Origin of the sequence: Flavobacterium flavipigmentatum, assembly GCF_020911905.1 — a bacterium.
Taxonomy (GTDB): Bacteria; Bacteroidota; Bacteroidia; order Flavobacteriales; family Flavobacteriaceae; genus Flavobacterium; species Flavobacterium flavipigmentatum.
The window spans coordinates 2,446,061-2,472,748 of record NZ_CP087133.1; the positions used below are offsets into that span (position 1 = coordinate 2,446,061).

Here is a 26,688-nt window from a genome sequence, read left to right on the forward strand (position 1 = left end):
TGCTGTTCGCTATATCTTTTATGGCGAACCCCGCCATAAAAGGATGCCGCTTCCATCAGGGCTAGAACGTAAATATAATATGAAATTTTGTGATAAACTAGAACTGTGTTTCCAGCTTGATATAATCTAAAAATTCTCTTCTAGTTTGAGGATCTTTAAATTTACCGCCAAATTCAGACGTTACGGTGCTGCTTTCGATATCTTTAATACCTCTAGAATTTACGCAAAGGTGTTTAGCATCGATTACGCATGCAACATCGTCAGTGCCTAAAGCTTTTTGCAGCTCTTGTACAATTTGCATTGTCAAACGCTCCTGAACCTGAGGCCTTTTGGCGTAATACTCAACAATTCTGTTCATTTTTGATAAACCAATCACTCTTCCACTCGAAATATAAGCCACATGAGCTCTTCCGATAATCGGTAATAAGTGGTGTTCGCAGGTAGAATAAAGCGTAATATTTTTCTCTACCAACATTTCGCCATATTTGTAATTATTTTCAAAAGTAGAAGCTTTTGGTTTTTTTGTTGGGTTTAATCCACCAAAGATCTCCTTTACAAACATTTTTGCTACTCGGTTTGGAGTACCTTTTATGCTGTCATCTGTCAAATCCATTCCTAGAGTTTGCAAAATTTTTTCAACATCTTTTTTTATTTTTTCAATTTTTTCATCATCACTTAAATCAAAAGCATCCTGTCTTACAGGATTTTGTGCATTGCTGCTAAAATGATTGTCACCTATTTCGTCTAAAAAATCTTCGTTATTTGTCATTAAAAACTACTATTAATATGGGTATATCTTTTTAAGGAGGTAAAGATAATTAATAAAAAGCAAACCTTTTCTATCGTTTTTACTATTTAATAGGTCTTTTTTGAATATAATTTAAATTAGAATGAAGAGCTCATTCTTACACAACAAAAAAGGCAATAACGAAATGCGCTATTGCCTTTTGAAAGTTTGATTTTTATTAACTTCTTATTTTTTATTGTAAACCAAAAGCGCTTCTTTTAAAATATTTACGGCACTTATCAGATCTTTTTTATTCAAAACATACGCAATTCTCACTTGGTTAAGGCCCATACCAGGGGTAGAATAAAAACCAGCGGCTGGAGCGACCATGACGGTTTCGCCATTCAAATTGTAACTTTCTAAAAGCCATTGTGCAAAATCATCGGCATTTTTTATGGGTAGTTCTGCTATGCAGTAAAAAGCACCTTTTGGTTTCGTTACAATGACACCTTCAATTTTATTTAATTCGGTTATGAGCGTGTCGCGACGGCTTTTATATTCTGCAATCACTTCATCAAAATAACTCTGCGGAGTGTCTATTGCAGCTTCGCAGGCGATTTGCTCAATAGTTGGCGGACTCAAACGAGCTTGAGCAAATTTCATTACGGTTGCCAAAACGTCTTTGTTTTTGGTCACCAAACAACCAATTCTGGCGCCACACATGCTGTAACGTTTTGAAACCGAATCGACCATAATTACATTTTGTTGTACATCGTCGAGATTCATTACAGAAAAATGTACATCGTCTCCATCGTACAAAAATTCACGATATACTTCATCTGCGATCAGGTACAAATCGTGCTTTTTGATCAAACTGGCCAATTGCTTTATTTCGGCTTCTGAGTATAGATAACCCGTTGGATTCCCAGGATTACAAATTAAAATTGCTTTGGTTTTGGGTGTAATCAATTTTTCAACAATATCAATACTTGGTAATGCAAAACCACTTTCAATTGTCGAAATTACAGGAACTACGGTTGCGCTGGTTGAGGATGCAAAAGCATGATAATTGGCGTAAAAAGGTTCAGGGATAATAATTTCGTCTCCTGGATCTGTAATAGTAGCCAAGGCAAACAATAAAGCTTCGGAACCACCGGTTGTAATGATGATGTCTTCTGAGTTAACATTTACGTTTTGACGTTGGTAAAACTTAGCTAATTTGTTTCTATAACTTTCATATCCGGCAGACGGACTGTATTCTATAAGACTTAAATCAATGTTTTTTATCGCCTCCAAGGCCACTTCCGGAGTTTTGATATCGGGTTGACCAATGTTTAAATGATACACTTTATGTCCTTTTTGTTTTGCGATGTCTGCGTAAGGAGCCAATTTACGTATCGGTGATTCGGGCATGTTTCTGCCTTTGCTTGAAATTGTTGGCATGAGTTTGATTATTGAAATGCAAATTTGCATTTTTTTTTCGAATTTAACGAGAACAATACGTTTACTTAGAAAAATGTAACAATTATTAATATTTTTATTAATTTTATCTCAAAAATTGTTAATGAAAAATATATTCGTCTTATTTTTTGGTCTTTTCTTAGTTTTTCCTTTAAATGCACAAGATAATTTTTTAATAGAAGGTAGCCATAATAAGGTAGTAATACCTATTAAACTTATTAATAATCTCGTTTTTATTCCGATAAAAGTCAATGGTGTCGAACTCAATTTTTTGCTGGATTCGGGTGTCGAAGAGACTGTTTTATTTAGCATGGAAGAAAAGCAGGAAGTCACTTTTTATAATGTCGAAAAAATTAAGCTTCGTGGTTTGGGCAGTGAAGATGATATTGAAGGTTTAAAATCAGCTAATAATGTGCTGGAAACGCATGGCTTAAAGTCGAAAAATCATTTGGTTTATATTATTTTAGATCAAAATTTTAATTTATCCTCTCATATCGGAATTCCGGTCAATGGCATTATCGGGCATAAGTTTTTTAAGAATAATTTGGTCGAAATCAATTATCAAAAAAAGAAAGTAGTTGTTTATCTTAACAAGGAAGGAACGAAAAAGAAGCTGGAAAAAAAATTCAAATCGGTACCAATAAACATCGAAAAATCTAAACCTTACATTTACAGTTCTGCCATTGTTGATGGTCGCGATGTTCCCGCAAAATTACTGATTGATATTGGTAATAGTGATGCTTTTTGGGTTTTTGACAATAATAAAATAAAACTTCCAAAAAAGAATTTTCCTGACTTTCTAGGAAAAGGATTTAGCGGTGATATCGAGGGACATCGCGCCAAGATTTCAGAATTTTCAATTGGTGATTTCAAGTTCAAGAATCCAATTGTTTCTTTTCCGGATTCAACTTCGATACGAAATGTAAAAATGGTTACGGATAGAATTGGTTCTGTAGGAGGAGAAATTTTAAAGCGCTTTACGGTAATTTTTGATTATGAAGATGAAAAGTTATACCTGAAGAAAAACAATAAATTTAATGAACCCTTTACTTACAATAAAAGCGGAATTACAGTGCAACATAATGGCTTGCAATGGGTTCAGGAAACCGTTCATTTAGAGACGGTACAGGTCGTTTCGTCGATGAAAGAAGTTCAACAGGGATATGATAAAGATTTTGATAATTTTAAATACAAATTTGTACTAAAACCTGTTTTTGAAATAGTTAATATCAGACCTAATTCAGCAGCAGAAAAATGTGGTTTAAAAAAAGGAGATATAATTATTAGTATCAATGCGGCAAAGCCTTACAAGTTTACGTTGCAGCAAATTAATAATTTATTAAAATCAGAAGAGGATATTTGGATTAACCTTGAAGTAGAACGAAATAGTGTTGTTTTAAAATTTCGTTTCAGGTTAGAAGACCAATTGTAGGTATGATTTTTGGTTAAGCAGCTATTTTTATGATTATCAGTATATTATTTTTTACGATCACTTTCTTTTTATTAAAATTTAACAAGAAAATTTAGTTTTGCAGTAAATGATAGTATTAATTTGTTATTTTTATAAAAAATTAACAATACATGATCAAAAAATACATTAATTTCTTACATATATCATTTTTTTTTGCTTTTTTGTTTGTATTTCCTCAAAATATTACAGCCCAATGTGCGGGAAATGATACAAGCATTACAATTTGTGATATTTCGGATCCTGTTAATAAATCCATCTCTTTGTTTTCTTTATTAGGAGGAACACCAACTCCGGGAGGGACTTGGACAGATGATTCATTATCAAGGGGTTTGAATCCTTCAACAGGAGTTTTAAACGGACATGTCATTCGCAGAGGCGGCACTTTTCAATATACCTATACTGCACCAAGCACTTCAGGCTGCACAGATAATACATCTACCGTTACTATTACTATAGGAGCATATCCGGGAGTTCCGGCTCCGTATGCAACAGTATGTAATGACAGCGAAGTCTTTAGTCTTTTTACAGCATTTAATAGTACCGTTATGGTGCCTCATTCTAATGGAATTTGGACCAATAGTGCGGGTCAGGTGGTTCCATCAGTCATTCCGATTTCTGGAATAAGTGGTGATTTTGAGTTTACTTATACAGTTCCTGTAGTAGCTGCTTGCCCCACAAACCCAACTTCGATAAAAGTAATTGTGAGTATTTTTAGAGCACCAAAATCAGGAACGACAAATGATTTATTATTGTGCGGAAGCAATGGTTTGTCTGCTTATAGCAATTATGACCTGAATAATTTAATCAGCGGACAAGATAGTACAGGTCAATGGAGCGGGCCCGGAATAACGTCGGGAACAGATCACAATGTCGACCTTGAGAGCTTGTATAATGCAAATGGACCTGGGGATTATTCGTATGCCTATACCGCGGTTTCTGTGCCATCTAATAATATTTGCCCTGATAAAACTTCGAGTTTAACCATTACCATAGAAAAAAGTCTTGATTTTACTGGTGCAAGACTTGTGGTTTCATCAGATATTTGCGAGAATGAAATTTCTGCCGCAACCTATTCGGGAAGAATCACACAGGGAGTTGAGGCGATTCCTAATGGAGAATATAAAGTTACTTTTAATGTCTCCGGACCTAACGGTGGAACGCAAACGGTAACGGCAAATTTTGTAAATGGCGTAATTAGTTTTCCAATTGCATCCACGTATTTTAGACAAGTCGGAACTTTTAACGTAAATATTATCAATATTGTTGCTACGGCAAGTAAGGGAGCATGTTTTAACACCATTAATAATCTGGCAGATGATCTAAATGTCTATACTTTACCTTATCTCGATGGTGCTGTCATCATACCAACTACTACGTGCCAAAATAAAAGTTCGTTAGTGCTTCTCTCAAATGCTTCTCGATTGGCAGATGGCAGTTATACTATTGTTTATAATGTAACGGGCGATAATTTTGCACTGGGACAAACAGCTATTATAAACGTGGTTGGTGGAAATTCTAGTTTTGTAATTCCTGCAAGTCTAAATAGTAACAGCGGAGGATCAATCATAACCATAACCAATATTACCAACAATACAACTCTTTGTACTAATATAGCCAACATAAAAGGAAATCTGATCATTAATCCTTTACCAAATGCTGCTGCGGTGAGAATAGTGGTAAACGATGTTTGTTTTAATGATCCCGTTACTGCAAGCGTTTCAGGATTAGGGAACCTAACAAATGTCACGTTCTCGTATGTACTTTCGGGGAGCAATTCGTCTATATTACAAACGGTTACATTACCGGTTGTGAACGGAAAAATTGATTTTATAATTCCTTCCAATTTACTTGTAAACACTGGAGCTACCGTAATTTTAGGTACAAATTTGATCAATAATATCACCAGTTGCGATGTTAATTTAAACAATGTTTTCGATAGTTTTTTAATAAATCCTATTCCGATAGCGCCAACAGCAACCAATTCTCAGGTTTTTTGTAAATTAGATGGTGCTACGATTGCCAATTTAAGTCCGAGTGGTGCTCAATACAAATGGTATAATTCTGATACATCAACAACAGCTCTGGCCGATACTTATGTTTTAAAATCTGAGAATTATTATCTAAGAGAAACATCTTTGGCCAATTGTACCTCGCCGGCGACTATGATTACGGTTGTTGTAAACGACACGCCAGCTCCGGTACTAAATCCGGATGGACAAAATTTTTGCGGTTTAGCAAATCCAAAAATTTCAGATTTATCTAATAATACCAATGTGCCTTCAACAGTAGTTTGGTATGATGCTCGAAATAACGGAAATTTATTAGCTTCGACCAGTTTACTTACGGACAAAGCAACGTATTACGGAATTGATTTTTCTACCATCACAACTTGTATTTCAGAGAATACGCTCGAGGTTACTGTTTCATTGTTTGATTGTGATACTTCGCAGTACGCCTTTTTTATTCCTGACGGATTTTCACCAAACGGTGATAACGTAAACGATACTTTTACGATTCCGGACATTAATTATTTATATCCGGATTATTCGATCGAAATCTTCAACAGGTATGGAAATGTGCTGTTTAAAGGAAATAAAAATAAACCCGACTGGGACGGAAAAAATGATGAAGCCTCAGGTTTTGGGAACGGAATAGTGCCAAACGGAGTCTATTTTTATATTGTCAATTTTAATAAAGACAACAGACGTCCGCAGCAAGGACGTGTTTATTTAAATCGATAATTCCTTTTTGCAATTATTTAATATAATTTTCAAATGAAAAAAACACTACTTTTTATAAGTTTCCTCTTTTATATATCCTCTATGTCGGCACAACAAGATCCTGAATACACACATTATATGTACAATATGAGTGTGGTCAATCCTGCTTATGCTACTGGCACAGCAGCCATGCTTAACGTTGGCGGTTTGTACAGAACACAATGGGTTGGAGCTGTTGGTGCTCCCAAAACATTTACTTTTTTCGGGCATACCGCTTTGAGTGATAAAATAGAATTGGGAGCTTCATTAATTTCAGATGATATTGGGGATGGAGCCAAAAAAGAGAATAATTTTTATGCAGATTTTGCCTATGTACTAAAATTGGCGGGTAGGCACAAACTTTCATTAGGTCTAAAGGCTGGTTTTACGTCTTTGCAGACCAACTTTAATGGCTTCGTTTTACAAAGCGGAAATGTAGCTACAGATTTGGCTTTCGCCGAAAATATAAACGTGACCCGACCAAATATTGGGGTAGGGGCCTATTACTTTACAGATACTTATTATGTGGGGTTGTCTGTTCCTAATTTATTAAACGGAAAACATATCGAAGAAAAATCAGGAATAAATGCTTACGGAGCAGAAGAAATTCATGGTTTTCTAACGGCGGGATATGTTTTTAAAATTAGCGATAGCTTCAAATTAAAACCTGCATTTATGTCAAAATTTGTTGGAGGATCTCCGATATCTTTTGATGTAACAGCGAACGTTTTATATCATGACAAATTTGAATTTGGAGCTGCATATCGAGTAGATGATGCTGTGAGTGCATTGATGAACATTAACATTACGCCATCGCTTAGGGTTGGTTATGCCTACGATCATACGCTTTCTAATTTAGGTCAGTTTAATTCGGGAACACACGAAATTATGTTGCTCTTTAATTTAGATTTGTTAGGAAAAGGCTATGATAAATCACCAAGATTCTTTTAAAATGAAAAATATGAAAAAACTACTCGTTATTATATTCGTATTTTCAATACAGTTTATAAATGCTCAGGATTACGATTTGGCAAGAGCCAAGCGTTTTTTTGATAAAACATATTATGCAGAAGCCATTACTTTATATCAAAAACTGGCTGATGAAAAACCTTCTCAGGAAATCATAAAAAACCTCGCCGATTCTTATTATTATACCAATGATCTCATAAAAGCACAACGTTATTACAGGCTTTTAATGACGCGATACAGTCAGGATTTAGACAGAAATTATTATTTCAGATATGCTCAGACCTTAAGAGCAAGCAATAGTTACGATGATGCTAATGCGGCGCTCAGAGAATATTATTCGAAATCAGACAATACTGAAGACGTTGCCGTTTTTGAAGAAAATAGAAAAACCTTAGAAAATGTTTCGGCTATTGGTAATCGGTACGAAATAAAAAATCTGGCAATCAATACGCCAAATTCTGAGTTTGGAGCGGTACAATACAGAGACAGTTTGGTTTTTGCAGCAGTAAAATTGAAACCCGGATTGTTTGATAAAAAGTTCAAATGGATTAATGAAACCTATCTGAATCTGGTCAGTATTCCAATAAAAAACAGCAATACCAATGATTCTATTACCTATTATTTTGCAAAAGAATTAAAGACAGGAATGCACGAATCGAATGCCGTTTTTACAAAAGACGGAAAAACGATGTATTTTACACGAAATAATTCTAAGAACGGACATAAAGCAAAAAACGATCAAAAAATCTCGAATCTTCAAATTTTTAAGGCAGAGTTGGTTAATGGTAAATGGACAAATGTAACGTCACTTCCTTTTAATAGCGCTAATTATTCTGTAGAACATCCTGCTTTAAATGCAGATGAAACCGTTTTGTATTTTGCTTCGGATATGCCAGGAACATTGGGCTCTTTTGATATTTATTCGGTAAACATCAATAAAGGAGCGTTTGATACTCCGAAGAATTTGGGGCCTAATATCAATACAGATAAAAGAGAGCAATTTCCTTTTGCATCAAAAGATAACAAACTTTATTTTTCTTCGGAGGGACATTTGGGATATGGATCTTTGGATATTTTTGTTTCTGAAATTACAGGAAAAGAATATTCGAAACCAGTAAATGTCGGTTTGCCTTTAAATTCAAATTTGGATGATTTTTCTTTTATAATTGATTCGGATACAAAAGAAGGTTATTTTGCTTCCAATAGAGAAGGAGGAAAAGGAAGCGATGATATTTATCAATTGAAAGAAATAAAAGAGCTAGTTGTTGAAGATTGCAAACAGTTTATTGCCGGAATTATTACCGATGTTGATACCAGATTACCTCTGGAAAATGCAACTGTTATTTTGGAAGACGCTACTAAAAAGCAATTGAATTCGATTACGACCGCAGCTGACGGAAAATTTAGTTTTACCGTTCCTTGTGAGGCTTCTTATGTGGTTTTGGCTGCCAAAGAAAACTACACCAACAATTCTAGGTCTTTGGTTATAGGAACGACTCGAAATGCTATCAATGATGCTTCGATGGCGCTCAGATCTTTAGAGGTTATCAAAGAAGAAGAAAAGCAAATTGAAGAAACGAAGAAGAAACTCGAGGAAACTCAGAAGAAAGAAGAAAAACGTATAGAAGAAGAGAAAAAAGAAAAAGAAGTTCTTGCTGCTATTGACTTGAAAGAAAAAGAGAAAAAAGCAAAAGCAGATCAAATTGTGGCCGATCAAGCCAGGAAGAAGGAAAAAATCAATCAAATTATTGCCAACGAAAAAGATGTTGTACGCGACAAAGACAGGCTGATTATCAAAACAGATCCTATTTATTTTGATTACAATATGTGGTATATTCGTAAAGAATCTAAAGTTGTTTTAGGTCGCGTTGTAGCTCTAATGAAGAAATATCCTGATATGATTATCGAAATAGGTTCGCATACAGATTCGAGGGGAAATGCTAAGTTTAATGAAGATTTGTCGCAAAAAAGAGCGTCTTCTACCAGAGCTTTTTTAATAGAATCGGGTATAAATGCAAAGAGAGTGATTGCTAAAGGTTATGGAGAATCTGTACCAATAATAAAATGCAAAACAGATGAGGCTTGCTCAGAAGAAGAACATGAGTTGAACAGAAGAAGTGAATTTGTGATCAAAGATTTATAAATTTTCTGTTTAATAAAATAAAAAATTAATTGAGAAGCCTTTTTTAGGCTTCTTTTTTGTTTAACTTTATAAGATAACAAACCACTTTAAAATAGTTAAATTATGAGAACTCTAGTCACTTCTTGCTTGATTTTGTCTTGCATTGTCCTTCAAAGCTGTAAAAAAAACGAAACGCCTAAAGAGGTGGAAGCCATTCAAGCTGAAGCAGAAAAACCGGTAAGTGTTGATTGTTATCAGGCAATCTACGAAAATGATACTGTTGATTTAAAACTAAACACTTTAAAAAGCGGAAAAATAGGAGGAGACATGGTGATGAAAGTTGCGGGGGCTGCTGAAAAAGTTGGTAAAATACAAGGAGAATTTCGTGGAGACACTTTATTCGTTGATTACACTTTTATTGAAGAAGGAAATAAAAATAAAACGTTCAAAAATCCGATGGCATTTTTAAAACGTGATCAACAACTGATTTTAGGAAACGGAACTATGCAAACTACGATGGGAGTTACTTATTTGGTAAAAGATCAGCCTATAGATTTTGATCGTGTAAAATATAAGTTTACCAGTATTCCATGTAAATAATTCAAAAAGAAAGAGATTAAAAAAATCCATAAAAAAGCCGCTTCTTACTGTAAGAAGCGGCTTTAGTTATTAATATAGGCTATGTTTTTATAAAACTTCCCCTTTAATTTTTAGGGCAACTCTACCATCAGGGTAGTTAGTAGCATTGGTTTCTACGGTAATTGTTTTACGAATTGGGCCTACAGCCATATTGTATTTTACATCGATTTTTCCTTTTTTTCCCGGTAAAATAGCAGCAGCTGGTTTTGTTACGACAACAGAACTCATAGTAGATTCTGCAGAGGTGATTAACAGAGGAGTATCTCCCGTATTAGTAAACTCGAATGAACGAAGTCCGTTATCTGTTTTTGAGATTCTTCCGTAATCAATTGTGTTGTCTGGGGCTGCAAATTCAATTTTTGGGCCGTTTTGAGCATAACCAATTGCACTAAACAATAGGATTATAATAAAAGTGGCAACATTTTTCATTTGAAATTGTTTTTTAAGTTGTAAGTAAATATACATTGTTTTAATTAACACACAAATTATTATTTCGTTAATATTTCGTTTTTTATAGTGTACTTAATTATTTACTTTTGCTGTCAGTTATAATTACAATAATTGAACCAGTTTTTTGTTTAATTGTTTAATTGTTCGATTGTTTAACCGTTGATTCATTAATTTGTTCAACCGTTAATTTGTTTTTGCATGATAACAACATTTACAAATAATCAAATCAATTAAAAAAAGGAACGACTAACAATTATACAAATTAACAATAACACGATTAAACGAATCAACATATCCACGAATAAACAACCTATAAATGAGTATTCCAGCACAATTTGACGCTAAAACGATCGAGAATAAATGGTATGACTACTGGATGAAAAATAATTATTTTCATTCTGAGCCAGATCATAGAACACCTTATACTATTGTAATTCCGCCACCAAATGTCACAGGAGTTTTGCACATGGGCCACATGTTAAACAATACGATTCAGGATGTTTTAATTCGTCGTGCACGTCTAAAAGGTTTCAACGCCTGCTGGGTTCCGGGTACCGATCATGCCTCTATTGCCACAGAAGCCAAAGTAGTAGCCAAATTAAAAGAAGAAGGAATCAACAAAAACGATTTGACTCGTGAAGAATTTCTAGCACATGCTTGGGAATGGACTCATAAATATGGCGGTGTAATCTTAGATCAGCTGAAAAAATTAGGAGCATCCTGCGACTGGGAAAGAACCAAATTTACGATGGATCCTGATATGTCAGCATCTGTAATTCGCTCTTTTGTCGATTTATACAATAAAGGACTAATTTATCGTGGTTACCGTATGGTAAACTGGGATCCTGAAGCAAAAACAACTTTATCTGATGAAGAAGTTATTTATGAAGAGCAACAAGGAAAATTATTTTTCTTGCAATATAAAATTGAAGGTTCAGAAGATTTCTTGACGATTGCAACTACACGTCCTGAAACCATTTTTGGTGACACAGCAATTTGTATCAACCCAAATGATGAACGTTTTGCACATTTAAAAGGTAAAAGCGCCATTGTTCCTATTTGTGGCAGAGTAATTCCGATTATCGAAGACGAATATGTAGATGTTGAGTTCGGAACTGGATGTTTAAAAGTGACTCCGGCACACGATATGAACGATAAAACTTTAGGAGAAAAACACAATCTTGAAATTATTGATATTTTTAATGAAGATGCTACGCTGAATAGTTTCGGATTGCATTATCAAGGAAAAGATCGTTTTGTAGTTCGTACCGAAATTGCAAAAGAATTAGAAGAAATTGGAGCTTTGGCAAAGACTGAAATCCATTTGAATAAGGTAGGGACATCTGAAAGAACCAAAGCGGTAATCGAACCAAGATTATCAGATCAATGGTTTTTGAAAATGGAAGATTTAGTAAAACCCGCAATTCAATCGGTTTTGGTTGATGGCGATATTAAATTACACCCAAAACGTTTTGAAAATACCTACGCCCATTGGTTAAACAATATTCGCGATTGGAATATTTCTCGCCAATTATGGTGGGGACAACAAATTCCGGCGTATTATTATGGAGATGGAAAAGAAGATTTTGTTGTAGCAGAAAGTATTGAAGACGCTTTAGCTTTAGCGAAAGAAAAAACGGCTAACAGCTCACTTACAACATCTGACTTGAAACAGGATGTTGACGCTTTAGATACCTGGTTTTCTTCCTGGCTGTGGCCGATGTCTGTTTTTGGCGGAATTATGGATCCGGAAAGTGAAGACTTTAAATATTATTATCCAACCAATGACTTGGTTACAGGTCCGGATATTTTGTTTTTCTGGGTAGCGAGAATGATTATTGCGGGTTACGAATATGCCGGCAAAAAACCGTTTACCAACGTATATCTAACAGGTTTAGTTCGTGATAAACAACGTCGTAAAATGTCTAAATCATTAGGGAACTCTCCTGATCCTTTAGACTTGATCGAAAAATTTGGTGCAGATGGTGTGCGTGTAGGATTGCTTTTAAGCGCTTCTGCAGGAAACGATATTATGTTTGACGAAGAATTGTGTAACCAAGGAAAAGGGTTCTCTAATAAAATATGCAATGCTTTTAAATTGATTAAAGGTTGGGAAGTTTCAGAAACGATTCCGCAACCAGAATCATCAAAAGTGGCGATTGAATGGTACGAAGCGAAGTTGCAGCAAACCTTAGTTGACATTGAAGATAATTTCGAAAAATATAGAATTTCAGATGCATTAATGGCGATTTACAAATTGGTTTGGGATGATTTCTGCTCTTGGTTTTTAGAGATGATCAAGCCAGCATACCAACAACCTATTGATAAGGCTACGTTTGATAAAGCAATCGAAATGTTAGAAATCAACCTGAAGTTGTTACATCCTTTCATGCCTTTCTTGACAGAGGAAATCTGGCATTTAATTGCTGACAGAACTCCGGAAGAAGCTTTAATTGTTTCGACTTGGCCAGCATTAAAACCGTTCAACGCTAGTTTAATTACTGATTTTGAAAGTACTATCGAAGTAATTTCAGGAATTAGAACCATCAGAAAAGACAAAAATATTCCGTTTAAAGATAGCATCGAACTAAAAGCTATCAACAGCGAGAATCTTTCGACTTATTTTGATACCATCGTAACAAAACTAGGAAATATTTCAGCTTTCGAATATGTTGCGGCCAAAGTAGATGGCGCATTGTCTTTCCGTGTAAAATCAAATGAATATTTCATTCCGATTTCAGGAAATATCAATGTAGCAGAAGAAATAGCCAAATTGACGGCAGAGTTGGTGTATACGCAAGGTTTCTTAAAATCGGTTCAGGCAAAATTATCCAACGAGAAATTTGTTGCCGGAGCGCCAGAAAAAGTGTTGGCCAACGAAAAACAAAAAGAAGCAGATGCTTTGGCAAAAATTGCTACCATCGAGCAAAGTTTGGCTGGTTTGAAATAAAATTTACCATTTCTATTTAATATAAAATCCCAATACTAAATTTTTAGTATTGGGATTTTTTTTAATAATAAATGATTTGAATTTAGGGGCAAAAAGAGGCTCTTTTATGCATTCAAATTAAAGGAATTGTGCCAGAAGTTAGTTTTTGATAATCTTTCTGGTGGTTACAATTCCAGTATCAGAAATAAATTGAACAATATAAATTCCGGCAGTTTGGTTGGCGATATTGACGCTAAACTCCTTATTTTTATTGGTTTTTTCTTCAAAAACAACACCATTGTAGAGGCTTGTTATTTTTAAAGTTCCTTGTTCTTCATTATTAATACTTATTTTAAATATTCCGCTTGTAGGATTCGGATAAATAGTAAAGACGCGCGATGTTGCTGCTTCTTCGAGTGCGATTTCCTTTTCTTTGGTTTGAGATTTTTCTGCTTTTACAAGAGCAAAACGTTCACCACCTTCCAATTCGCCTTTGATTGCATCTTCTTGCACAAGATCCAGCGTGATTTGCTCACCTTCAGGAAGGTCTTTGGCTATTCTAAAGTCAAATGTTATTCCAAAAGTTTCTTCGTTATCTATAGGTAAATTCACAATTGCAGCTTCTCTAGAATCAATAAGAATTTTATTTTTATCTATAATTTTTACACCTTTAAGGCTTCCGTTAGATTCTGCTCTTTCAAATAAGCGTTCATCAAGAGTTGCTTCTATTGTACCGCCTATTTCGAAGAAATTATTTTTAAGCTCTTCATTAAAACCTTTGTCTATAAATCTGACATTGATAGATTTAGATTTTATTCCTCTAATAAACACAGCTGTTGGTGGAACAAAATCGGTAGTATTCAAATTATAAACACTTAGGTTTTTCCAGGCGATGTTATTGTTGTTTTTTGCATTGGCAGCAATACTAATACCATTTACTTCATTAAACATCGGATCGCTCAGAGACTCAATTCTGGCAGTAAGACAAAAATGGTGTTGATCAAAAGTAAAATCGGCAGGATTTGGCGGATACCACGGAATCATCACAATGGCACTGCTTCCTGCTGTTATAGACGGAATATTGACTTCGCCAATTTCGTCACCATGCAATATACCTCCCACAGTAAAGTTGACAAAATTGGTTGGCCATGTTAATCCTGAGGATGCTTTGGCAAAATACAGTTTTACTTTACCGCCAGAACTTGTTACAGTTCCTTTATTATAAACTCTAACGTAAACGGCATTTGGCGAGTTTATTTTATATTCCGGATTTTCGTGTACCAGTCCTCCATCCATGTTTTGACGTACCCAAATATCCTCGCTTATCCACATAGGTCCTGAGTCTGGATTTGGTTCGACACCCGTATCAAAAGGTCTGTCTTTTATATAAAGATCTACTATTGGTGCAGTGATACCGGTTACAATTACAGAATATCTCTGATTGCTGTTTACCAAAGTCCCTTTGTGTGTAATCGTGATGGTATAGTTGCCCGCTGCTCCAACGATCTTAATTCTTTCGTAAGGATCTTTGGTATTATCACCTAATCCGTTTGTGGTGGCGGTTAATAATCGGTACGGAAAAGTAGTTCCTGAGGAGTTTGTAACTCGTATATCCAGGTCGTTTATAAGTTTGGCAGTACCAATATTGGCCGTACTACCCGCATAAGCAACACCAGCAGGATCTGTCCAGGAGATAGAAGCAATTAACGGATTTACCCCATCGGAGGTTACAGTATAGCTATAACTGCTTCCGTTATTCAAGATGTTTTCGTCTATAATAGCGAGTGTTCCTTTTTTGGTGATGGTTTCGGCAGCAAATTTAGCATTCAATAAACCCCATCCATATATGGCATCAGGACCCGTTGGTCCCGCATCATCTGCGGTATGCAAAGCCAATCCTTTTAAGGTGGCTGCGCGCATAAAATTCCCCGTCGTATTTCTATAATGTTGCTGTAGCAAAAGCAATGTTCCGGTAACATTAGGAGACGCCATAGAAGTTCCTGTTGCATTACCATAACTGCTATTTGTTAGCGGTGTAATAGGAGAGGTAAGGGTAGCAGTAGAATAAAGAGCGGTTCCGTTTCCGGTAAGGTCGGGTTTGATTCTTAAATCGTCTGTAGGGCCTTGACTACTGGAACTATTGATGGTCACACTTGTTAGTGCACCTGTGCTGCTTATTGTCGCATCATTAGCATTGGCAATAACCAGATTGTTTTTTGCGGTGGCATACCCTGTAAGTTTATCATAGGCTGCAAAACCTCCCAACGGACTCGTATTGGCAGTGTTATCATTACCGTCATTACCGGCTGCTTTTACCATCAAATAATAAGGAGCATTAAACATTAAGTTGTCCCAATCTCTTGCAACAGATTCATAAGCTCCAAATCTCCAAGGCGCCATAACTACTGCTCCAGAGGCATTTCTTATTCCCCATCCATACGAATGGTTGGACACTAACATTCCGTTGGCAGCAGCTGTAGTCGCTTCAGATAAATCACTATTCCAGTCATGGGTTCTGGCATTTCCCTGATACGCCATTCCTTTAGATAGTGCAACAGAACCAGCAGCAACAATGGTACCCGTAACATGGTTGGCATGTTGGCTATTGTTGTTGGTAGTGATGATAGTCGTTACACCATCTCCAATAACGACTCTTCCGCCAAATTCATTGTGGGTAGGCAAGGTGGCACCTCCGTCCCAAACATGCGCGGTCATGTTTTGTCCGTTTAATGCGAGACCTAAACCACCACCAGAATTCAAATAATTGGCGCGAGTAGATTTTGCGGCTGCAACATTTTCAGGCGAAAAATAGATCGGATATTTTCCGTCTTCAGAAGCATCCATCAATTCGCTTTGCGTACCATCTTTGTTTATAAATGCGAGACTCCAGCCATTAATCTTAGCAAGACCTACCGCTCTTTGTTTCTTTTTATCAGATTCAGATTTATAGCGCACACTTAACGATTCTAGTGTCGCAATATTAGTTTCGGATTTAATCTTTTCGATATCATTTTTAGTTTGGGCAAACGTGATACCACAAAGACAAAATAGAATAATAAGGTATAAATTTTTCATAATTTTTTTGATTTAGTGAGATACTCTTTTGAGGGTTCTGAGAGATAACAAAAAAAGGGGGAGGACTTCTGTCCTGAATAATTGCAGGAAATGTGCTTGTTTTCATTTTCATCATTTTAGATATTAAAAGGTTAATATTAAATACATCCGAAAAATAAAATAGTTTAATTTCATACAAAAAATAGTATTTATGTATGAAATTACTTTAAACTGTATCAAAGCTACTCAAAGTAAGTGAATTGGATTACCGTATAAATACCTGATTTTAAATTGATTGATTTTTTTATGATAAATTGTACGCTCCATTAATACAGAGTAACCGTACAAAAAACCGTTCGTTTGGGGTGCCAAGCTCCATCGATGACGTCCGGAACCCCAAATTTGGGGTAGCGAACCCCATCGATGGGGTTCCAGACGTCAAAAATGGGGTTCCCGACGTCAAATTTGACGTCCTTAGGGGCCAAATTTGGGGTTCCGAACGTCAAATTTGGGGTTCCGAACCCCATTCGAGCACCTCAGCGCCCCAAACGAGGGGTTCCGAACCTCAACCGAGGGGTTCGAAACCCCAAATTTTAGGTTGTAGACCTAAATACTTCATCACAAAACCATAACACTCCACCAAAACAGGTATAAATACCTGCTCCTCAGTATTTATTTAGTGGTATACTTGTCTCCAAATAAATAATCTCTCATTACGGTTTCCCTCAAAGAGGATGATGGAAAAAGAGTTATGTTTGTTTTTAGAATAAATCATTCAGTTGTGATGCTTTATTATCAAAACAGAAACACAAAAAAGCGGTACAAAACTACGTGTATACACCCCAGTAAGGGGTGATATGCGTAACTTTGTAGCGAGAATATACAAGTTACAAGCTATATTACCCTAAAAACATCAGAAAAAATGCCGAAAATTCAGAAAATTTCTCCACAAGCTTTAATCGCATTAAAAGATGCTTTATCAAATATCTATTGGAAGAAAAAGGAATTAAGACAATTTATAGAACTAACAATGGAAAACCCATATATTGTTTCGACTATAGATTGGCAAGAAAATCCAAAATCTGAAAGCGTGTCATTATTGATTGATAGAATGATAGCTCGCCAAGATTTATATCAAAACGATTTATTAAAATTATTACAAGAGGTTTCAAATTTTAATGATTTTAGTCATTTAAAATATTGGGACGAAAAAGGAGATTTAACCAAAAGAGCAAAAGACTGTGTTTTAAAATTACGAAATCAAACAAAAGGATATTTTGATGCAATTGAAGAATTAAAAAAAGCAGAAGAAAGAAGAGAAAATAATATCGAAAAAGTTAAAAAGACAATATATTTTGCTGAAAAATTAAATGATTTAAAATTGACGTTTTTTGAAATTGCTAATAACTCAAATCACCAGCAAAGAGGTTTTCAATTGGAAAAACTCTTAAATGAAATGTTTCGATTATTTGATTTAGACCCGAAAGCATCTTTTAAAATTATTGGAGAACAAATTGATGGTTCATTTACTTTTGATAGTCACGATTATCTTTTAGAAGCCAAATGGCAAAAAGATCCGATTAATGCAAGCGATTTATATGTTTTTGGTTCTAAAATCGCTGGAAAATTAAAAAACACACTTGGTTTATTTATTTCACTTGATGGATTTTCAAATGAAAGTACTCAAACATCAAATCCGGTCGTAAAATCGATGATTTTAATGGATGGACAAGATTTAATGTACATTTTAGATGGTCGAATAAGTTTAAATGAAATGATTTTTATAAAAAAAAGACACGCATCTGACACTGGAGAAATATATCATAAAATAGCAAACTAAAAATACAGCTGGTAACAGCCACTACAACGGATTTGGGCATTTGGCTTAATTTGAAAATGGTTTTGTGTTTGGGTTGTTTAGGCAAATCCGAAAAACAAGGCTTAATTTAACCCCAAACCTCTTGTAGCAAGGGAACGTTAGCCGTAATTATAATAATTGCGTAAACAAATCAAAAATGAAGAAATCAATTTTAATTATAATTTTCATATGTCAGACTTCTTTGTGTTTTAGTCAAAAAGTTATGAATTCAAAAAACAACTTAAAACAAAAAATAGACAATTATGTAAAAGAAACAATTGAATTTAATGAGATTCCAGGCTCAGCGATTGCAGTCATAAAAAATGGGAAAGTTATTTATGAGAATAATTATGGGAAAAGCTCTATTGAAGAAAATACAAGTATAAATGAAAACAGTATTTTTAGATTGTATTCCACAACCAAGTTAATTTCTGCTGTTGCAGTTTTTCAACTTATTGAAAAAGATAAATTATCATTGGAAGACAAAATTTCAAAATATTTGGATAACCTTCCAAAAGAATGGAAAGAAGTTAAAATCAAAAATTTACTAACACATTCTTCTGGTTTGCCAGATATTGTAAAGTTTGAAGATATTCCATATTCTATGGATGAAAATGAAAAATGGAAACGATTATACAAAAAAGCTATGGAATTTGAAATAGGAAACCACTACAGCTATAATCAAACCAATTACGCATTACTTTCCAAAATTATTGAAAAAATAACAGGGTTAAGTTTCGATGAATATGTTATGAAAAATCAATTTCCAAAAACAAAAAATGGTGTGATTTTTTCAGCAAATTCATCAGAATTTATAACTAATAGAGTTGTTACTTATAACTTCAATTTTAAAACGAACAAGTACGAAAGATTTAACGCAGATCACGGTAAAATTCATAATTCTGGAAGTGGATTGAATATTACATTGAAAGAATTTATCAATTGGAATGAAAGGTTAGATAAAAACATTCTTCTAAGTGTAAAAACAAAAAATGCAATGTGGAGTTCATTTGAATTTGAAAACAAACAAGATGATTTTTTTTATGGTTGGGGAATATACGAAACTAACAAAATAAAATCAATTGGTTTTAGTGGTGGATATAGAACTTCGTTTAGAAAGTTTATAAAAAACGATTTGACAATTATTTTTTTATCTAACGGATTTAAAAATTATCATATTGAAGACCAAATTATTAATCATATTGCTGGAATCGTTGATGAAAAATTAATTGATAATACTTTATTAACAGAAGAAAAAATCACTTCTGCGTTTTATAAGAATGACTTTGAAAAAGCAACACAAAATTTCAATATAATAAAAAACCAAAATCCTACTCGAAGCTTCGAAAACACATTAAATACAATAGGATACAATTTGATGAGTAATACCAATTTGATAGATGCAATAAAAATATTTGAATTAAACATACAAGAAAATCCAAATTCCGCAAATGCCTATGATTCTCTTGCTGAAGCTTATTTTGCAAATGGACAATTAGAATTATCAAAAAAAAAATATCAAAAATCATTTGATTTATGGTCTGGAAATACAAATGCGAAAGAAATGCTCAATAAAATTGAACTAATGCTTAAAAAACAATAACTACGGCTAACACACGTGCTTGTTGCACAACTGCTCAAATATAACAAAAAGGAAACAAAAATGACAAAGAAAAATCTTTTGAAATAGCGATTAAGTCATTAAATAAATTGAATGAGAAAGATGAAGGAATTATCGAAACAGGTGAAAGAGAAGATTTATGTGAACTTATTGACCAAATAACTCTTGCGTCAGGTTTAAAACCAAAAGATTATGCCAAAGGTGAAGGAATTGCTGACTCATTGAGAGAATGGTAATAAAAAACATCCCCCCCGCTAGTCCGAGCATTAGGTAACAAAGGAGCTGGCGCGATGCCTCCGGCTCGTGCACACAAGCCATATTAATAAGAACAAAAAAAAAATCAGGCTCTGCGAAGTGTTGTTCTTAACTGTTGTGATTGCTGGGATTGTACTATGTTGCCAAGACGAAAACAAAACTTTAGAGAAATCTAAGGCTTTTTTATGCTCGGAAAAAGTCTAATTTATTTTAAGATGGATTAATGTATTATTTTGGGATGCTTTTATGCATCATTTTTAGAATAACAAATACGTGCGGAAAAGTAATTGCTGCTAAAAAAGAGAAAAACAGAGCATTAAATATTTCCTTATCTCTAAAAAGAAAATAGAGAAGTCCAATTCCTAAAATTGAGGCTAACCAATAAAAAAAACCATTCTTACAATAGGTCTTAAAATTTTTAAGTGAAATATCTCCATAAATGAATCTTATTTGATCTAAAATAGACGGAATACTATGCCAAATTACAAAGTAAATAGCGAAACCCCATATTAAGCCAGACGTCTTAAAAAGAATAGCAAACACTAGAAGAAAAAATAATTCTGTTTCTAGTTTACTACGAATAGACGCAATTCGCCAGTAAAAATAGGCACTTAAACTCATTAATATAAACCCACTAATTAGGAGCGTTTCTTTTATAAATAAAGTTGAGACTTTAAAACGTATGATGTCTGTTACAATATTTTCTACTTCATGAGAATGAAAGAAAAACAATAAAAATAATATAAAAATGCCATAGATAAAGGGGTACATAACTTGGATATATTTTGAAGTTCCTAAATCTAAATACAACCCTTGCTGATCACCAAAATGAAAGGCACTGACTAAAATAAAGAGAAGTAAGGCAACAATTGGGAGTATGTAAAAAAAAAGCAAACCCGATACTACTACAAGAATATAATAGAGAAGATTTTTTTGGAAAGAAATATTGGTTTTAGCACCGTTTGTTCTCTTAATTAAAATCAAATCATTGGCTCCATGTAGAATACCAAAGGTAAAAATGAGTGAAAAAGCAATAATTATTTGTGCTTTTTCACCAAAAAAAGAATCTAGCCACAAGCAGAAAAAGCTTGCTACGATTGCAAAATGTGTATATTTTAACATAATTAATTCTATTTTTTTTAAAATTACATAAAAATAATCAAACCAAATGTTTTTTATTCTGTTTAAATATTTGTAAATTTACTTAAACAAAATAACCTTTAACTTTTAACCATTAATTTTAAATTTATGAGAAATTTTATGTTTATTGCAGGTTCTATTTCAAAGTTATCTCCTACCGATTATGTAGGTTTTACTTTTTTTGTTGGTTGCATGGCTATGATGGCCGCATCAGCATTCTTCTTTTTATCACTAAGTCAATTTGATAAAAAATGGCGTACTTCGGTACTGGTTTCGGGTTTAATTACTTTTATTGCAGCAGTGCATTACTTCTACATGAGAGATTATTGGACTTCATTTGGCGAATCACCTACATTTTTTCGTTATGTTGATTGGGTTTTAACCGTACCATTAATGTGTTTAGAATTTTACCTGATACTTAAAGTCGCTGGTGCAAAAAAAACATTGTTATGGAAAATGATTGTTTATTCTCTCGTCATGCTAATTACAGGCTACTTTGGAGAAGTTATATTTACAGATAGTGCTGCTCTTTGGGGATTCATTTCTGGAGTTGCTTATTTCGCTATTGTTTATGAAATTTGGTTAGGACAAGCATCAAAATTAGCTGCTGCCGCTGGTGGAGAAATACACAAAGCACACAAAATCTTGTGCTGGTTTGTTCTTGTAGGATGGGCGATTTATCCTTTGGGATACATGATGGGTACAAATGGATGGTATAATGGATTTATTCCTGCTGGTAACATAGATGTAGTATACAATATTGCAGATGCTATTAATAAAATTGGATTTGGCTTAGTAATTTACAGTTTAGCCATTAGTGCCCAAAAAGATTAATTCTTTTTATTATCAATAAAATAGTTTGATTTATTTTGTTCCCAAAGAAGCCGTCTCCACAAATGAGGCGGTTTTTTTATGGAGTATTTTTTAGCTTTTAATTCCTCCAATCTACACATCTTCGAAGTGTTGTTATTAAATGTTGCGCTTGCTATGCGAAGTCTCGCGACTTCGTACGCGTTACAATAAGCAAATTGCTAGATGCAAATAATCAACTTCGATATGATTTAAACATTAGCGCTGCAAAGTGTTCTTCCTTCTTTTTCTTCAAAAATAAAGCATACTACGGTTAAGGTGAATTCTGTTGCTGCAAAGAGGATATTACCGCCTGTAAAAAGAATTTTTAGTACGTTATTTTACTTTTTCTTTCGATTTAAAACCCAAAACAAAGGGTAAGAAATCAGTGTAATGATCACTATAATGATAAAGCTTTTAGGATCGCTATACACAAAACCAATCAATAATGCCAAGGAGGCAATAATGGCGATAATTGTTGTCCAAGGATACCAAATAGAGCGATAAGGTCTAGGTAGATTAGACTCTGTAACTCTTAACTTTAGTAATGAGCAATACGCCAGCCCCCAAACGATAATTGAGGTGAAGGCAGCAAATGAGAACAATACTTCGAAAGAGCCAATACAAATTAAAAACAAGCTAAACAATGAGGATACCAAAAGTGCTACAATAGGAGTTCCGCCTTGGTTTACAATAGTTCCTTTTTCGATAAAAAATCCGTCACGGCTTAGTCCGTACAAAATTCTTGGCGGAATCATCATAAAAGCATTCAGGATACTGATTAAGGAGAAAATAGAAATTACGGTAACAATGATGGCGCCGTTTTTTCCAAAGATAATGTTCGCAACATCAGCAGCAGCGAGATTTGACTTTGCTAAAGTTTCGATAGGTAAAACATGAAAAAAAGCAATGTTGAGCAAAACATAAATGGCTACAACAAGCAACACACCACTATATAAGGATTTCGGAATGTTTTTTCCGGGGTTTTCATTTTCTTCGGCAAAAAAGCAAACACTATTCCAACCATTATAGGTTCCGATAATAAGCTGAAGCGATTTGAAAAATCCAAACAATAAACCTATTTGAAAGAATGAATTATCCTTTGGAATAGGAGCCAGTTTGATTCCCGAATACATAAAACACGCCACGACCAAAGCAACAAAACAAATTACTTTTAAGAAGCTGGTAATTTGCTGAATGGCACTTCCGTTTTTTACGCCTGTTAAATGCAGTAATACAAATGCAAGTAGCAATGAAATCGCTATTGCGGTACCATAATTGTTTAAACTTGGAAATAAAATAATAGTATATTCACTGATCACGATACAGTAAAAAGCGGGCGGAATGGCATTGGTAATATAGTCAAACCAACCCGATAAAAAACCAGCATAATCGCCAAAAGCTCTTTTGATATAATTGTAAGATCCACCGGCTTTAGGAAGCATTGTTGCGAGTTCTGCATACGAATTGGCACCTATTAAAACAAATAATCCTCCAAAGAGCCAAGACGCAATTATAAGCCAATAATTGTCCAGCAGCCCTGCAATCGTTCCGGGCGTTCTTAGAATTCCGACCCCGATAGTTCCTCCAATTAGTACTGCAATGTTAAAACTGAGTCCAAGGCTTTTTTTTAATTGGTTTTTTTTGGAATCGATCATAGGTATTATTTTGGTTTTGGTTAAATCTAAATGTTTAGGCAAACAAAAGTACTATAATTTCGTCATTTTTTTCTAAACAAAAACCTCGTTCATTTCCGAACGAGGTTTTGTGTTGTAAAGGCTAATATTCTTTGATTGTAATGCAAATACTTTTGGCATTAAAAACAAGCAAGAGGCTTTTATTTATTATTATCTTTAGTAAAACAGATAAACGTTTTTTTATAATTTATATTTTAAACTTACCATAACCTGGCGAGGAGCAATAGGGTTTACGCTATAATTTTCGTGAACCGTATAATTTAACTCGTTTGTAATGTTTGATAATTTACATAAAATAGAGATCTTTTTCCATTCGTAACCTACTGAAGCATCCATTGTAGCATAACCTTCTAAAGGAATGTCACGGTCTCTGATCGTGATTGTATAGGTAGCTGGTGTTGTAGCTGGCTTAACAGCTGTCCATAAATAATCATCGTTCCAGCCACCTGTACGGTCGCCAATATAGTTTCCGATAGCTCCAAAAGTAAGCCCTTTTAATGTACCTGTAGGTAATTTGTAGAAAAAGCTCAAGTTGGCAGTATGTCTAGGAGTTCTGGCCAAAATATCGCCAACAATAAGGCTACCGTTTGTACCAGATGATTTAGAAACTTTGGTTTCGTTAAAACTATATCCAGCCATGATGTCTAAACCTTCGGTAGGTCTGGCCGTAACGTCTACCTCAAGACCTTGACCTTTTGTGGCTCCAACCAACTCTTTCAAAGTGTTATTTGCATTTTGTGTGACACCATCTGCTAAAAACTGTGCCGTTTGTGCCAAGTTATTATTCGCTATTTGATAAACGGTAACGTTTGTACTCAAAAGACCTTTCCAGAAATCTTTTTTGATACCTACTTCATATTGATCGATGATAGAAGGTTCCAATGGTTTTAAATCTACTGTTGTTCCGGTATTAGGAGTAAAAGAGTTCGAGTAACTTGCAAATAAAGACATATCTTTAGTAGGCTGAATTACCAATCCTACTTTAGGCGAATAGGCTCTGTTTAAAGTTTTCGCACCAACAACAGGCGTGGCATTCTCAAGAGAAGTAGTGATAGCATCAACATTATTTACTTTTGATATCACTTCTCTAGATGTCGTAACTTCGCTTTCCTGCCATGACCAACGCAAACCTGCTAAAACTTTTACATAATCTGTAATCGAAATTAAATCCTGAGCATACGCACCAAAACGTTGCGTATTGGTAGTTGCTAATTGCGTAGCTCTGGTTGGGTAAGGTACATTTAGACTTTGCGTACTATAATCATAATTAAAAATATTTATTGCAGTAGCCTCTGTAGTGATAGCGGTTGTACCATTTGGCGTTGCATAAAACCCAAAAGTATAATTAGGAGCAATAGAATTTTCGTAGTCAACACCAGTAAAAATTTGGTGTTTGATTTTTCCTGTATTAAAAGTTCCCTGCAAGCTCAATTGATCACCAAATATACGTTCGGCACCATCCGCTTTTGTCAAACCACGTTTCCAGTTTCCATTTGCATCCAAAGTACTAATCTGTGCTGTAGAAGTTTGAGTTCTTCTGTAGGATTGAAAAGAAGAATTAAAATTTAATTTCCAATTTTCATTAAAATCATGATTAACCAATACCGAAGCACTAGAAGATTTAGTATTTGCCGTTGACCAAAGCGCTCCAAAGAATTGGTTGCGTGGCAAGTCCAAAATAGTTTTACCAATTATTCCGGTACCAAAATCAGGAGTCCAGTCGGCACTTAAATAATCTCCTTGTAAGGTAATTTGAGTTTTGTCTGAGACATGAAATAAAAACGAAGGATTGATATAAATACGCTCATTTTTTACATAATCTCTAAAGCTTTCAGCATTTTCGTAAGAAGCTGTAAATCGGTATGCAATAACGTTGTTTAAAGGCCCATAAATATCAATTGATGGTTTGTAGAAAGAGTAACTTCCCATTTGCATAGACAATTCGCCGCCTTGAGTAAATTTTGGGGTTTTAGTAACCAAGTTTAGGATACCTCCTGGGGCAACGTTTCCATACAATAAAGCAGAGCCTCCTTTTAAGAATTCTACTTTTTCTAAAGAAGAAACTTCTGGAATAGAACCTGCATTGTAGCGAAAACCGTTTTTAAACATATTATTGGCAGACATGTCATATCCTCTTGAAAAGAAAGATTCTTGTGCGCCACCGCGAGCAGAACCCACATAAACACCGTTGGCATTTTTGATCACTTCACTCAAACGAATCGCTTGTTGCTGCTCGATCACCTCGTTATTAATGACCTGAACACTTTGAGGTAAATCCATTACTTTTATGCCTGAACGAGCTACCGAAATTGGTTTTTTAGACTTGTTTGCGGTTACCGTAACTTCATTAAGGACTTCTCCTTTTTTATTTTTTACCGTATCATTTATAGCTTCACTTGTATCGTTGCTAGAAAAATCTTGACTATAGGCGCTGAAGGTAAAAAGCATTATTCCTAAGAGTAAAATATGTTTCATGACTTTTATTTAGAATAGTTAAATATAATTGGCGCAAATATAATTACCAATTTTTGGTTACACAAAGTTTATTTAGATTAATTATTAATAATTACGTAATTAATTGTTTGTTAGTTTTTTGAAAGTTAACTTATCAAGCAAAAAAGGGTTTATTTGTTGTTTTTTGACTCTTTTGCGCTGATTTATTTGTGTAATTAAGGTGCTAAAGACGG

General features: G+C 34.4%; 17 protein-coding genes. 10 read left to right on the forward strand and 7 right to left on the reverse strand.

Features of this window, described 5'->3' with window-relative positions; genetic code table 11:
* Positions 1 to 97: 97 nt before the first annotated feature.
* Together folE and LNP22_RS10655 are read right to left on the reverse strand one after the other, a co-directional pair.
* Positions 98 to 769 carry a GTP cyclohydrolase I FolE gene (gene folE / locus LNP22_RS10650; RefSeq protein ID WP_229973437.1) on the reverse strand — a complete coding sequence of 224 codons (672 nt, stop codon included), beginning with the start codon at positions 767 to 769 and terminating at the stop codon, positions 98 to 100.
* A gap of 204 nt (positions 770 to 973) precedes the next feature.
* On the reverse strand, positions 974 to 2,170 hold the full coding sequence (locus LNP22_RS10655) for a pyridoxal phosphate-dependent aminotransferase (RefSeq protein WP_229973438.1): 1,197 nt from the start codon (positions 2,168 to 2,170) through the stop codon (positions 974 to 976).
* 121 nt (positions 2,171 to 2,291) lie between these two features.
* On the opposite strand from LNP22_RS10655, the gene LNP22_RS10660 reads away from it, so the two are divergent.
* The 5 genes from LNP22_RS10660 to LNP22_RS10680 all read left to right on the forward strand — a co-directional run bounded on the left by LNP22_RS10660 (position 2,292) and on the right by LNP22_RS10680 (position 10,109).
* A complete protein-coding gene (locus tag LNP22_RS10660; RefSeq protein WP_229973439.1) occupies positions 2,292 to 3,620 on the forward strand; it encodes a PDZ domain-containing protein in 1,329 nt (442 codons plus the stop codon).
* Positions 3,621 to 3,769: 149 nt separating this feature from the next.
* Complete coding sequence (locus LNP22_RS10665; protein ID WP_229973440.1) at positions 3,770 to 6,400, forward strand: T9SS type B sorting domain-containing protein; 2,631 nt, start codon at positions 3,770 to 3,772, stop codon at positions 6,398 to 6,400.
* Positions 6,401 to 6,433: 33 nt separating this feature from the next.
* Positions 6,434 to 7,369, forward strand: a complete 936-nt coding sequence (locus LNP22_RS10670) for a PorP/SprF family type IX secretion system membrane protein (protein ID WP_229973441.1) — start codon at positions 6,434 to 6,436, stop codon at positions 7,367 to 7,369.
* Positions 7,370 to 7,379: 10 nt separating this feature from the next.
* Positions 7,380 to 9,530: an OmpA family protein gene (locus LNP22_RS10675; RefSeq protein ID WP_229973442.1), complete on the forward strand. Its 2,151-nt coding sequence runs from the start codon at positions 7,380 to 7,382 to the stop codon at positions 9,528 to 9,530.
* Between the two features lie 102 nt (positions 9,531 to 9,632).
* Positions 9,633 to 10,109 (forward strand): hypothetical protein, encoded by a 477-nt coding sequence (locus tag LNP22_RS10680; RefSeq protein ID WP_229973443.1) that lies wholly within the window; start codon positions 9,633 to 9,635, stop codon positions 10,107 to 10,109.
* 87 nt (positions 10,110 to 10,196) lie between these two features.
* Here LNP22_RS10680 and LNP22_RS10685 read toward each other — a convergent pair whose 3' ends face one another.
* Complete coding sequence (locus LNP22_RS10685) at positions 10,197 to 10,577, reverse strand: DUF1573 domain-containing protein (RefSeq protein WP_229973444.1); 381 nt, start codon at positions 10,575 to 10,577, stop codon at positions 10,197 to 10,199.
* A 337-nt stretch (positions 10,578 to 10,914) separates the two neighbouring features.
* Here LNP22_RS10685 and LNP22_RS10690 point away from each other — a divergent pair, with 337 nt between their 5' ends.
* Positions 10,915 to 13,548: a valine--tRNA ligase gene (locus LNP22_RS10690; protein ID WP_229973445.1), complete on the forward strand. Its 2,634-nt coding sequence runs from the start codon at positions 10,915 to 10,917 to the stop codon at positions 13,546 to 13,548.
* Positions 13,549 to 13,686: 138 nt separating this feature from the next.
* On the opposite strand, the gene LNP22_RS10695 is transcribed toward LNP22_RS10690, so the two are convergent.
* On the reverse strand, positions 13,687 to 16,602 hold the full coding sequence (locus tag LNP22_RS10695) for a S8 family serine peptidase (RefSeq protein WP_229973446.1): 2,916 nt from the start codon (positions 16,600 to 16,602) through the stop codon (positions 13,687 to 13,689).
* A 901-nt stretch (positions 16,603 to 17,503) separates the two neighbouring features.
* Between LNP22_RS10695 and LNP22_RS10700 the strand changes: the two genes are divergently transcribed.
* The 3 genes from LNP22_RS10700 (at position 17,504) to LNP22_RS10710 (ending at position 20,296) form a co-directional block, all read left to right on the forward strand.
* Positions 17,504 to 18,421 carry a hypothetical protein gene (locus tag LNP22_RS10700; RefSeq protein ID WP_229973447.1) on the forward strand — a complete coding sequence of 306 codons (918 nt, stop codon included), beginning with the start codon at positions 17,504 to 17,506 and terminating at the stop codon, positions 18,419 to 18,421.
* 241 nt (positions 18,422 to 18,662) lie between these two features.
* Positions 18,663 to 20,042 carry a serine hydrolase domain-containing protein gene (locus tag LNP22_RS10705; RefSeq protein ID WP_229973448.1) on the forward strand — a complete coding sequence of 460 codons (1,380 nt, stop codon included), beginning with the start codon at positions 18,663 to 18,665 and terminating at the stop codon, positions 20,040 to 20,042.
* A 107-nt stretch (positions 20,043 to 20,149) separates the two neighbouring features.
* On the forward strand, positions 20,150 to 20,296 hold the full coding sequence (locus LNP22_RS10710) for a hypothetical protein (RefSeq protein WP_229973449.1): 147 nt from the start codon (positions 20,150 to 20,152) through the stop codon (positions 20,294 to 20,296).
* A gap of 247 nt (positions 20,297 to 20,543) precedes the next feature.
* Here the strand turns inward: LNP22_RS10710 and LNP22_RS10715 are convergent, their stop codons facing one another.
* Positions 20,544 to 21,437 (reverse strand): Brp/Blh family beta-carotene 15,15'-dioxygenase, encoded by an 894-nt coding sequence (locus LNP22_RS10715; protein WP_229973450.1) that lies wholly within the window; start codon positions 21,435 to 21,437, stop codon positions 20,544 to 20,546.
* A 126-nt stretch (positions 21,438 to 21,563) separates the two neighbouring features.
* On the opposite strand from LNP22_RS10715, the gene LNP22_RS10720 reads away from it, so the two are divergent.
* Positions 21,564 to 22,289, forward strand: a complete 726-nt coding sequence (locus tag LNP22_RS10720; RefSeq protein WP_229973451.1) for a bacteriorhodopsin-like — start codon at positions 21,564 to 21,566, stop codon at positions 22,287 to 22,289.
* A 356-nt stretch (positions 22,290 to 22,645) separates the two neighbouring features.
* On the opposite strand, the gene LNP22_RS10725 is transcribed toward LNP22_RS10720, so the two are convergent.
* Positions 22,646 to 23,962: an APC family permease gene (locus LNP22_RS10725; RefSeq protein ID WP_229973452.1), complete on the reverse strand. Its 1,317-nt coding sequence runs from the start codon at positions 23,960 to 23,962 to the stop codon at positions 22,646 to 22,648.
* A gap of 219 nt (positions 23,963 to 24,181) precedes the next feature.
* Positions 24,182 to 26,476, reverse strand: a complete 2,295-nt coding sequence (locus tag LNP22_RS10730) for a TonB-dependent siderophore receptor (RefSeq protein WP_229973453.1) — start codon at positions 26,474 to 26,476, stop codon at positions 24,182 to 24,184.
* Positions 26,477 to 26,688: the final 212 nt, after the last annotated feature.

Bases quoted from the DNA above. Each gene is read 5' to 3' on its own strand.
- folE (WP_229973437.1), bottom strand. From the start codon at position 769: ATGACAAATAACGAAGATTTTTTAGACGAAATAGGTGACAATCATTTT.
- LNP22_RS10655 (WP_229973438.1), bottom strand. From the start codon at position 2,170: ATGCCAACAATTTCAAGCAAAGGCAGAAACATGCCCGAATCACCGATA.
- LNP22_RS10660 (WP_229973439.1), top strand. From the start codon at position 2,292: ATGAAAAATATATTCGTCTTATTTTTTGGTCTTTTCTTAGTTTTTCCT.
- LNP22_RS10665 (WP_229973440.1), top strand. From the start codon at position 3,770: ATGATCAAAAAATACATTAATTTCTTACATATATCATTTTTTTTTGCT.
- LNP22_RS10670 (WP_229973441.1), top strand. From the start codon at position 6,434: ATGAAAAAAACACTACTTTTTATAAGTTTCCTCTTTTATATATCCTCT.
- LNP22_RS10675 (WP_229973442.1), top strand. From the start codon at position 7,380: ATGAAAAAACTACTCGTTATTATATTCGTATTTTCAATACAGTTTATA.
- LNP22_RS10680 (WP_229973443.1), top strand. From the start codon at position 9,633: ATGAGAACTCTAGTCACTTCTTGCTTGATTTTGTCTTGCATTGTCCTT.
- LNP22_RS10685 (WP_229973444.1), bottom strand. From the start codon at position 10,577: ATGAAAAATGTTGCCACTTTTATTATAATCCTATTGTTTAGTGCAATT.
- LNP22_RS10690 (WP_229973445.1), top strand. From the start codon at position 10,915: ATGAGTATTCCAGCACAATTTGACGCTAAAACGATCGAGAATAAATGG.
- LNP22_RS10695 (WP_229973446.1), bottom strand. From the start codon at position 16,602: ATGAAAAATTTATACCTTATTATTCTATTTTGTCTTTGTGGTATCACG.
- LNP22_RS10700 (WP_229973447.1), top strand. From the start codon at position 17,504: ATGCCGAAAATTCAGAAAATTTCTCCACAAGCTTTAATCGCATTAAAA.
- LNP22_RS10705 (WP_229973448.1), top strand. From the start codon at position 18,663: ATGAATTCAAAAAACAACTTAAAACAAAAAATAGACAATTATGTAAAA.
- LNP22_RS10715 (WP_229973450.1), bottom strand. From the start codon at position 21,437: ATGTTAAAATATACACATTTTGCAATCGTAGCAAGCTTTTTCTGCTTG.
- LNP22_RS10720 (WP_229973451.1), top strand. From the start codon at position 21,564: ATGAGAAATTTTATGTTTATTGCAGGTTCTATTTCAAAGTTATCTCCT.
- LNP22_RS10725 (WP_229973452.1), bottom strand. From the start codon at position 23,962: ATGATCGATTCCAAAAAAAACCAATTAAAAAAAAGCCTTGGACTCAGT.
- LNP22_RS10730 (WP_229973453.1), bottom strand. From the start codon at position 26,476: ATGAAACATATTTTACTCTTAGGAATAATGCTTTTTACCTTCAGCGCC.